Source organism: uncultured Rikenella sp., assembly GCF_910577125.1.
GTDB lineage: Bacteria > Bacteroidota > Bacteroidia > Bacteroidales > Rikenellaceae > Rikenella.
Window position 1 is genome coordinate 1 of record NZ_CAJTMN010000071.1, and the last position, 10274, is coordinate 10274.

8 protein-coding genes are annotated in these 10274 nt (G+C 61.9%); 4 read left to right on the forward strand and 4 right to left on the reverse strand.

The window, feature by feature from the left end:
• The first annotated feature begins 101 nt into the window (after positions 1-101).
• Together QZ292_RS07685 and QZ292_RS07690 are read left to right on the forward strand one after the other, a co-directional pair.
• On the forward strand, positions 102-803 hold the full coding sequence (locus QZ292_RS07685) for a helix-turn-helix transcriptional regulator (protein ID WP_294600174.1): 702 nt from the start codon (positions 102-104) through the stop codon (positions 801-803).
• Positions 791-1354: a LuxR C-terminal-related transcriptional regulator gene (locus tag QZ292_RS07690; RefSeq protein WP_294600176.1), complete on the forward strand. Its 564-nt coding sequence runs from the start codon at positions 791-793 to the stop codon at positions 1352-1354. Before QZ292_RS07685 ends, QZ292_RS07690 begins: the two co-directional genes overlap by 13 nt.
• A gap of 68 nt (positions 1355-1422) precedes the next feature.
• On the opposite strand, the gene QZ292_RS07695 is transcribed toward QZ292_RS07690, so the two are convergent.
• The 4 genes from QZ292_RS07695 to dxs all read right to left on the reverse strand — a co-directional run bounded on the left by QZ292_RS07695 (position 1423) and on the right by dxs (position 4515).
• Complete coding sequence (locus QZ292_RS07695) at positions 1423-1833, reverse strand: D-Ala-D-Ala carboxypeptidase family metallohydrolase (RefSeq protein WP_294600179.1); 411 nt, start codon at positions 1831-1833, stop codon at positions 1423-1425.
• A gap of 11 nt (positions 1834-1844) precedes the next feature.
• The gene (locus QZ292_RS07700) at positions 1845-2234 is read right to left on the reverse strand and encodes a hypothetical protein (RefSeq protein WP_294600182.1); all 390 of its coding nucleotides are present in this window, start codon (positions 2232-2234) and stop codon (positions 1845-1847) included.
• Between the two features lie 21 nt (positions 2235-2255).
• Positions 2256-2474 carry a hypothetical protein gene (locus tag QZ292_RS07705; protein WP_294600185.1) on the reverse strand — a complete coding sequence of 73 codons (219 nt, stop codon included), beginning with the start codon at positions 2472-2474 and terminating at the stop codon, positions 2256-2258.
• 94 nt (positions 2475-2568) lie between these two features.
• On the reverse strand, positions 2569-4515 hold the full coding sequence (dxs, locus tag QZ292_RS07710) for a 1-deoxy-D-xylulose-5-phosphate synthase (protein WP_294600189.1): 1947 nt from the start codon (positions 4513-4515) through the stop codon (positions 2569-2571).
• A gap of 34 nt (positions 4516-4549) precedes the next feature.
• Here dxs and QZ292_RS07715 point away from each other — a divergent pair, with 34 nt between their 5' ends.
• Both QZ292_RS07715 and mfd read left to right on the forward strand, forming a co-directional pair.
• On the forward strand, positions 4550-5335 hold the full coding sequence (locus tag QZ292_RS07715) for an OmpA family protein (protein WP_294600192.1): 786 nt from the start codon (positions 4550-4552) through the stop codon (positions 5333-5335).
• Between the two features lie 331 nt (positions 5336-5666).
• Positions 5667-8984: a transcription-repair coupling factor gene (gene mfd, locus QZ292_RS07720; protein ID WP_294600195.1), complete on the forward strand. Its 3318-nt coding sequence runs from the start codon at positions 5667-5669 to the stop codon at positions 8982-8984.
• The last annotated feature ends 1290 nt before the right edge of the window (positions 8985-10274 follow it).

Here is a 10274-nt window from a genome sequence, read left to right on the forward strand (position 1 = left end):
GCGTAGCTATCTAAAAGTCTTTTGGGTACCTTTTCTTCAGAAAAGGTACGGTTCCGTCCGGCTCAAAATAGCGGTCGGAAAATAATCGTTATCTTTACGACATGGCACTATTGACAAGCGACACCCCGCTGAGTGCAGCCTTGGAACAGCATCCCAGCCTGATACCCCTCGTGAGCCGGTTCGGCATCCGGTTGGGGCTGGGCGACCGAACCGTCGCCGCCGTGTGCGACGAGCATCGGCTCGACCCGGAATTCATGCTCATTCTCATGAACACCTACCTGTTCGATGAATATTTTCCCGAACAGCGGCTCAAATCGTTTCACGTCAGCCGGATCGTCGATTACCTGAGCAAAACCAACGCCTATTATCTGCACTACCAGCTACCCAATGTCGAGCGGCACCTGGGGCGGCTGATCGCCGGCGGCGGAGAGAACGGCCAGCTTGCGCTGCTCGGGCGGTTTTTCGAACGGTTCAAGGAGAGCCTGATCGCCGCCATCGAATATGACACCGAAGTCTGGTTCCCGTATTGTGCCGCTTTGAGCGCCGGGAAGGTGCCTCAGGGCGGTGTGCCGAGGCCGTGTCCGGCGCCGCAGACCGCCGCGGACGAAGAGGAGGATCCGACTGTCGGTCTGCTGCGCGACCTGCGCAGCATCATGGTGCGCCACCTGAGCGGCGAATACGATGATAATCTGGCCTATGCCGTCATCTTCGCCGTCGGGAGCATCGAACGCGATATCCGGCAGCACAACCGCATCCGCGACCGCATTCTCACCCCTTTGATCGACGATCTATGCCGAAAGTAGCCGTTATTCTGCCCGATCTGCTGCAGCGCGTCGGACTGGCGGCCATGCTGGAACGCTATTTCGCCCCGGTGGAGGTAGAATGTTTCGCCGCCGTGGACGACGCTTTGCGAGAGGGGAGGGCGTTCGACCTCTATTTCACCGACAGTGAGGCCTTTGCGGCCGAAGTCGATTTTTTTCTGCCCCACCGGACCCGATGTGTGATTCTCGCCCGGCAGGAGGCCGCTGCCGGCGGCAGCGAGACTCCGTATGTCGTCTCGACCCGGGGCACGCTGGAGGAGACGGTGGAGCGGCTCGGACGGATTTGGCGGGGCGACCGGACGGAGGAGGAGAAACCGTCGACCGACCTCTCGGGACGCGAGGTCGAGGTGCTGCGTCTGGTGGTCAGCGGAGCCATCAACAAGGAGATTGCCGACCGGCTCCACATCAGCCTCAATACCGTCCTGACTCACCGTAAAAATATTACCGCCAAACTCGGCATCAAGACCGTCTCGGGGCTGACCCTCTATGCCTTGATGCACGGTTATATCTCGACGGACGATATGCCGCTTTGAGGTGTGGGGCGTATAAAACGAAAGGCTCGACCGAACGGCCGGGCCTTTTTATTTTTGAAGGGGACGATTTACAGATGCAATACCTGTCCCCGGTTCGCCCCGCGGCGGTAGGAGATGTGTACCCAGCGGTAGCGGGCTTCGTCGATCAACTGGTCGAACTCGATCGTTCCCGCCCGTTGCAGCTCTTCAATGCGACGGAAAAACCGCTCGTTGGCGGCCGGATTGCCCACGCTCAGGTCGGCCGCTTCGCCCCGCAGGTGTTGCGAGGTGGCGACACCGCCCACGGCTGCGTTCAGTGCCGGTGAACGATAGCCGCTGTTGACCGTCACGGGCGCTCCCCACGCGGCGCGGATCGGGTCGAGCAGCTCTTCGATCAGCGTCTTCAGTTTGCCGACGGCTTCGTCCGGCGGCCGGTTGTCGATTCCGCGCGCCGTCGCTGTCGACGAACGGCATAATTCGTCTACGGTAAAGTATTTCATCGTCTAATCGTTTAGTCGTTGCGTTGTTTCCGGCCTGTGAAACGGACGACGGGAATGAACCGTTTGCCGTCGGGCTGTTCGAACAGGATGTACGATCGTTCGCGTTCCGATTCGTCGTCTGCGTGCAGAAACCATTGGTCTGCGTAGCGGAAGCGGAGCCGGTTTTCGCTGTCGAGCTCCATCTCCTGCGGTCGGAGGTTCTGGATCAGGTCGATCGCCTCGTCGAACGAGGCCGGAATGGCGACCGGTTTCGACAGGCTGTCGGCCGCGCGGAGCGTTCGCCGCAGGGTCTCCACCGCGACGGCCGGCGAGAGGGAGGTTCGGCGCGTCAGGGAGGTGTGGCCGGCGCTCAGGAGGAGGGGAAGGGAGAGGAGTAGCAGGCGCAAAATAGCGTGTCTCATCGGAATTCGGCAAATAAAGGGTTAAAGGTTTACACGGCTTTTTTTCGCGACGTTCCGCTGCGCTTCGGCGACCTTTTCCAGCTCGCCGAGGGCTTGGGCCGAGGCTTCGCGCATCAGGACGAGCCGGCAGCCGCAGCACGGACAGATAAACTCCCGGCCGGGGTCGAGCAACGATTCCAGGTCGGCGGGGATCAGGGTGGAGCAGTCCGGACACGGGATGCCGGTCGGAGCGTCCGGCATAGGGTTTGCGAAGGGCTCGATCCGGTTTGCGAAGGGTATGAAAAAAGGCTTCGGAGGAGATCCGAAGCCTTTTTTGTCAAGTATACGAACGATCTTAATCTGCCGTCGCAAAATTCCGGATCCGTTCCGCAATCGATTCGGCATCGATGCCGCATGCCCGCCGAAGTTCGCCCACCGCGCCGTGTTCCACGAACCGATCCGGCAGCCCCAGCCGCACCACTTCCCGCACGGCCCCGCCCAGCAGGTTCCGGTCGGACAGAAACTCCAACACCGCCGAGCCCACACCCCCTGCAATCACCCCGTCCTCGACCGTCACCACCCGCCGATATCCTCGCGCCGCAATCCGCAGGAGCAACTCCTCGTCCAGCGGCTTGGCGAACCGCAAATCGTAGTGCGCCACAGCCATCCCCTCTCCGGCCAAAGCCGTGACTGCCTTAGCCGCCTCCAGCCCGATCGCGCCGATAGAAAGTATCGCCACATTCGCGTTTTCAGGCTCGTTCAGGATACGCCCTTTCCCCACGTCGACACGGGAAAAAGGCGTCCCGAGCACTTCTTCCGCCGCAAAAGCCCCGCCCCGCGGATAGCGGATCACCCACATCCCGTTGTCCGTCAGCGTCGCCGTGTACATCAGGTTCCGCAGCTCCACGGCATCCATCGGCGCTGCGATCGTCAAATCCGGAATCCCCCGCAGCAATGCCAAATCAAACGCCCCGTGGTGCGTAGCCCCGTCTTCCCCCACCAGCCCCGCGCGATCCAGACAGAGCACCACCGGCAGCCGCTGCAACGCGGCGTCGTGGATGATGTTGTCCACCGCCCGCTGCATGAACGACGAATAAATGTTGCAGAACGGCACGCGTCCCGCCGCCGCCAGCCCTGCCGAGAAGGTCACGGCGTGTCCCTCCGCGATCCCCACGTCGTAGGCCCGCTCCGGCATCCGTTCCATCAGCAGGTTCATCGAACAGCCGGTCGGCATCGCCGGCGTAATGCCCACGATCCGCTCGTCCGCCTCCGCCAGCTCGACCAGCGTGTGGCCGAACACCTCCTGAAACTTCAGCGTTTGCATACCGGATTCGGCCTTTGTGGCCGCAAACCGTTCGCCGGTCTCCGGATCGAACTTGCCGGGGGCGTGCCATTCGGTCTGATCCCGCTCGGCCGGCGCATACCCTTTCCCCTTGACGGTCAGCGTGTGCAGGATTTTCGGCCCCGGCAGACTCCGCAGGTCGCGCAGCGCCCGCACGAGCGCCACCACGTCGTTTCCGTCCACCGGCCCGAAATACCGGAAGTTGAACGATTCGAAGAGGTTGCTCTGGTGCAGGAAGAACGATTTGGCGCCGTTGACCACCTTCTGGATCATCCGCCTCAGCCGCGGCGTCCGGTCCAGCGCGCGCCAGGTCGTCTCCTTGAACCGGTTGTAGTGGCGCGAGGTGCTGATCTCCAGCAAGGCCTCCTTCAGTGCCCCGACGTTCGGGTCGATCGAGATGCGGTTGTCGTTGAGCACCACCAGCAGGTCGTTCGCCGGATCGGCTCCGGCGTTGTTGAGCCCTTCGAAAGCCAGTCCGCCGGTCATCGCTCCGTCGCCGATCACGGCCACGCACTTCGCTCCTCCGCCCGCCTCGGTTCGCAGCCCCCGCAGCAGCCCCAGCGCGGCCGAAATCGAAATCGAGGAGTGTCCGGCCCCGAAAGCGTCGTACGGGCTCTCGCTCATCTTCGGGAAACCGCTGATGCCGCCCAGCTTGCGGTTGGTGTGGAACCGGTCGCGCCGGCCGGTGATGATTTTGTGGGCGTAGGCCTGATGCCCCACGTCCCAGACGAGTTTGTCGTTCGGGGTGTCGTAGACGTAGTGGATCGCGACGGCCAGCTCCACGGCGCCGAGGCTGGCGCCGAGGTGGCCCGGATTGGCCGACACTTCGCGGATGATGAACTCCCGCAGTTCGGCGCAATAGGCGGGCAGCTCGTCGATGGCGAGCTGCCGGAGGTCGGCCGGCGAGTCGATCCGGTCGAGGTAGGTGGGGGTTTGCGTCTTCTTTTCGGCCTTAGGCATAATTACAAAGATAGAAAATTTGTACCTTCGCCTTATGAAAAAAGGAAAAATAGTCGGGCGGGCGATTTTCGGGGCGGTCTTGATTTTGTGGGGGGCGGTGTCGTGCGTCTCGATGAAGAAATACCGCGAGACGCAGACGCGGGCGCTGCGCTGCGAGACGGGGAGCGCGACGCTCCGGGCGGAGAACGACCAGCTCCGCGAGCAGCGGGAGGCGCTGGAGGCGCAGTATCAGGCGCTGGACTCGACGCACTATGCGGAGGGGCTGACGAATGCGGAGCTCCGGACGCTGCTCAAGGAGCGGACGAGGGTGCTGACGGAGGTGAGGACGCTGCTGGGCGAGGCGCTGCGCGATTTCGACAGCGAGGGGCTGACGGTCTCGGAACGCGGGGGGATGATCTATGTCTCGGTGGACGAGAAGCTGCTGTTCGAGCTGGGAAAGGCGGAGGTCTCCCCGGCGGGCGAACGGGCGGTCATGAAGGTGGGCGAGGTGCTGGCGCGCAATCCGGGTATCCGCATTATGGTAGAAGGACATACGGATAATCTGCCCTATCGATCCAAAGAGGGGGATCAAATCATCGACAATTGGGACTTGAGCGTCCACCGGGCGACGGCGGTGGTGCGCATCCTGCTCCGGAACCGGGGGATTGCGCCGAAACGCGTCACGGCGGCGGGACGTAGCCAGTATGTGCCGCTGGTCGGGGGAACGGATCCGCAGGCACGGGCGCAGAACCGGCGCACGGAAATCATCCTCACTCCGGACATGGATCGCCTCTCGGAACTGCTCGAACGGGCGGGACGCATGACGGATGCGGCGAAATAATCGTTCGTTTATCGTTCTTTGCCCAGTATGGAACCGTACCTTTTCTGAAGAAAAGGTACCCAAAAGACTTTTGGAGGATGCTAACGCATCCTAAAGCTGCCGGCGGCCCAACTCCCGGACTTTCTTTGGGCCGGGAGTTGTAGCGCGCTTAATGCAATCACAACCTTTGGCGCGCTACAACCCCGACCCAAAAGCAATCTCGAAGATTGAGGATTGCGGAGCGTAAGGCGTAGCGTAGCTAACTAAAAGTTTTTGGTGCCGCTTTTTCCAAAAAGCGGCAGTTCTCTGCGGGTAGACACGGATAACGAACGGAAAATATCATCATACGAAGATGACCATAGAGCAGTTAGTGCAGCGGATCGACGAGAGCGCACCCCAGAGCGAGCTGCGGGAGCGGGCAGCGGCGGAGCGCACCCTGCGTTTGCGAGGGATGGCCGGTTCGCTGCTCGCCTTTGCGATACGAGGCCTTGTCCGGCGGCAGGGAGGCATCCATCTGGTGGTTGCCGACGACCGCGACGACGCCTCCTATCTGTGTAACGACCTGATCAATATCGCCGAGGAGGAATTTCCCGGCGCGATTCTGTTTTACCCCACCGCCTACAAGCGTTCCGTCCAGACCCGTCGCGAAGACCCCGCCGGAATCGTCCAGCGGACAGCCGTGCTGACCGCCCTCGCCGGGCACGACGGCTCCGGGAAGCCGCTTGTCATCTGCACCTATCCCGAAGCCCTGGCCGAAAAAGTCGCCGACCGGCAGAAATTCTCCGAAAACCTGCTCCGCGTGCGGAAAGGGCAGCGAATCGGCATGGACGAACTCGAACGACAGCTCGGCGAATACCGCTTCGAACACGTCGATTTCGTCGGCGAACCGGGCCAGTATGCCCGGCGCGGCGGGATCATCGACCTCTTCTCGTTCGGCGACAACAAACCCTACCGGATCGACTTTTTCGGCGACGACATCGAATCGATCCGGCTCTTCAACGTCGGCACCCAGCTCTCGACCGAGACCCGCGACGAGATCGAGATCGTACCCAATCTCAAAAACGCGGAGCTGGCCGATAAACGTGTCTCGCTGCCGGAGTACATCGGCCCGGATCGCGTTACCTTGTGGATGACCAATGCCGTGCAGTTTTTATCGAAACTCGATCAGATACGCACGAAACTGCTCGGCGAACTCGACGACCCCGCCGCCATCGATACGCAGGTGACCAGCCGGAAACAGTTCGTGGCCGAGACCGGGCCGTGGCGGTGGATTTCGTTGAATGTCCATGCGCCCGAGCGGCCGGCCGAAGGGCAGGACATCGACTTCGGCGCCTCGCCGCAACCCCGGTTCAACAAAAACTTCGAACTGCTCGCCGACGACATCCGGCGGGGAAACGAAGCGGGGCGGACGACCTATATCCTGACCGAAAACCGTGTCCAGATGGAGCGACTCGAAAACGTCTTCGACTCCGTGGGGCTTGAACATGTGGGGTACGGCCATGTCCCGCTCACCTTGCACGGCGGGTTCGTCATGCCGGCCCTGCGCCTCGCCCTCTACACCGACCACCAGATTTTCGACCGCTACCACCGCTACACCGTCCCCAACGAGATCGACCGGCGCGAGAGCATGACCGTCGCGGAGCTCAATGCCCTGCAGGTGGGCGACTACGTGGTGCACATCGACCACGGAGTGGGAAAGTTCGGAGGCCTCGTGCGGAGTACCACGAACGGCGTGGTGCAGGAGTTCATCAAACTGGTTTACAAGGATAACGATATTCTTTTCGTCAACGTCCACTCCCTGCACCGCATCAGCAAATACAAGGACAAGGACGCGCCGGAGCCGAAGATTCACAAACTCGGTTCGGGGGCTTGGCAGAAGCTCAAACAGACCGCCAAAAGCAAGGTCAAGGACATCGCCCGGGAGCTGATCGCCCTCTATGCGCGGCGCAAGGCGAGCCAGGGCTATGCCTATTCGCCCGACGGTTTCCTGCAGCAGGAGCTGGAGGCTTCGTTCCTCTACGAGGACACGCCCGACCAGCAGAGTGCCACGCAGGCCGTGAAGGAGGATATGGAGCAGGCTGTGCCGATGGATCGGCTGGTGTGCGGCGACGTGGGGTTCGGGAAGACCGAGATCGCCATCCGGGCGGCGTTCAAAGCGGTGACCGACGGCAAACAGGTGGCGGTCTTGGTGCCGACCACGGTCTTGTCGCTGCAGCACTATCGCACGTTCAGCCGGCGGCTGAAGGACTTTCCGGTGCGGGTCGAGAATTTCTCGCGGGTCAAGACCGCGAAGCAGACCCGCGAGATTCTCGACGATCTGGCGGAGGGAAAAATCGATATTATTATAGGTACCCACCGGCTGTTGGGTAAGAACGTACGCTTCAAAGACCTCGGGTTGCTGGTCATCGACGAGGAGCAGAAGTTCGGGGTGGCCAATAAGGAGAAGCTGCGACATATGAAGGCTAATGTGGACACGCTGACGCTGACGGCGACGCCGATTCCGCGGACGCTGCAGTTCTCGCTGATGGGCGCGCGCGACCTGTCGATCATCAACACGCCGCCGCCCAACCGGCAGCCGGTGGCTACCGAAGTGGACGTCTTTGACGAAGAGATCGTCCGCGAGGCGATCGAGGCGGAGCTGCACCGCGGCGGGCAGGTCTTTTTCCTCCACAACCGGGTGCAGAGCCTCGGACGGATGAAGGAGCTCATCGAACGGCTCTGTCCGGGCGCGCGGGTAGCGGTGGGGCACGGCCAGATGCCGGCGGCCGAGCTCGAAAAGATCATGATGGACTTCATCTACGGCGAGTACGACGTGCTGCTGGCGACGACGATTATCGAGTCGGGGATCGACATTCCGAACGCCAACACGATGATTATCAACGATGCCCATCTGTTCGGTCTCTCCGACCTCCATCAGCTGCGGGGGCGGGTGGGGCGGACGAACCGCAAGGCTTATTGCTACCTGTTGATTCCGTCGGAAGAGGGGGTGACGGGCGAGGCGCATCGGCGTTTGCGGGCGCTGGAGGAGTTCTCGGACTTGGGGAGCGGCTTCCACATCGCCATGCAGGATCTCGACATCCGCGGGGCGGGCAATATTCTGGGGGCGGAGCAGAGCGGTTTTATCGCGGACATCGGGTTCGAGACCTATCAGAAAATCATGGCGGAGGCGGTGGCCGAGCTGCGTGAGGAGCAGGGGCTGGAGCCGGATACCTCGGCGATCGATTGCGTGATCGAAACGGATTCGTCGGCCCACCTGCCGGACAGCTATATCGGTACGACGGCGGAAAAGATCCGGCTCTATCGGGAGCTGGACGGCATCCGGACGGAGGAGGCGTTGCAACAGTTTATCGAGCGGCTGACCGACCGTTTCGGCGAGCCTCCGTCGCCGGTGCAGGAGCTTTTCGAGGTGGTTCGGCTGCGGCGCGTGGCCGAGGCGGACGGCATCGAACGGATCGTGCTGAAGAACGGGGCGGCGACGCTCTATTTCGTGGCGGACGAGCGGTCGGCGTTCTACAAGAGCGACCGTTTCATGACGCTGTTGCAGGCTGTGGCTGCCTCTCCGGCGCGGTTCAAACTCAACCAGTCGGGCAACAAGCTCTCTTTGTCGGTTCGGGAGGCGAAGTCGGTGACGGCTTTGCGGCGTGCGCTGGAGGGACTCACAGGCTGTTGAGGGGGCGGATGATGGTTTGTGCTGCGATTGGCTGCCGTGCGCGAAGAAACGAGGCTTGCGGAGCGCGAGGCGCGCGGTCAAAGAGTGGGCCGCCGGCAGTTTGAGGATGCGAAGCATCCTCCAAAGTTTTTCTGGTTCTCGCTAACTGTGCTACGCTTGTTTTCCTCCTCGCCGCTTACCATAGTCCGTAAACGGCCTCTGGATTCGCTGGCAGCGTCGGTTGTTCACAAAGAGAACAGTACCCTCAAACCAACCGCGCGCCACGCTTTAGGAGGCGATTCAACTGTTTCGGCGTGAGCCGAAACAGCATGAATCGCCCAAGGTGCGGGAACAAAGAACGGGGTGAAGATTTGGGCCGACCCAGTTATTCGCCCACCGCGGGCACGCGGGGCCTGCGCGGCCCGAGCGCAGTTCCATCCAGTTGGGGTAGAGGCGGCCCTGTCGGAGTGCCCGAAGGCACCGCGCGTCGCCGCCTAAAGAGGCGATTCAACGATTTCGGCGATGAGCCGAAACAGAATGAATCGCCCCGGCGCGCGAACAAAGAACGGGGTGAAGATTTGGGCTGCCCCAGCCCATTGCCCACCGCGGGGCCCCACAGGGGCTTTTACTAGGGTTATCACTGCCTTATTTAACGGGGCCCGCGCGGCCCGAGCGCAGTTCCGTCCTGTTGGGGTAGAGGTTGTCAATAAAACACCCTGTGGGTGCGCCCGCCCGCGTAAAGAGGGATTTCACTCATTTTGCAGTGAGCAAAATGAGTTGAAATCCCAGCGGGCGACGGTAAATGCGGCGGATCGATAGCGGATCCGCAGTGAGGCGGACACGGGGCCGAGAGCGAATGCCGCAGAAAGGGGGGGTGGGCTATGCTCTTGCGGTTCGCAGAACCGCCGGCCTTGTCGCCCAGGCGCTTTGCGCCTCGGGGGGATGGGCGACAGGCCGAATGGGACGGTGAATTGGGCTAAATTTGTATCGGGCCGAAGCCTGCGGGTGTCCGAACGAGCGTAGTGAGTTGCGGGCCTCCCGCTGGGGGAGGCTCTCGGCCCGCGCGACTCGAAGAGCCGCAGGGTTTCGGTCTTGATTTGTCCGCGCGCCTTGGGAAATCTTGTTCAAACACGATTGCGTGTTTGAACGATTTCCCTGTTAAGGCGTGGCGCGCGGGTTTGTTTGAGGGTACTGCGCTCGGGCCGCGCAGGCCCCGCGTGCCCGCGGTGGGCAGATGGCCGTGTCTACCCTAAAAGGAATCGCCGGGGGATTTTCAAGGGGGATGCGAGTCCCCCTTGAATGTGCTCTTTG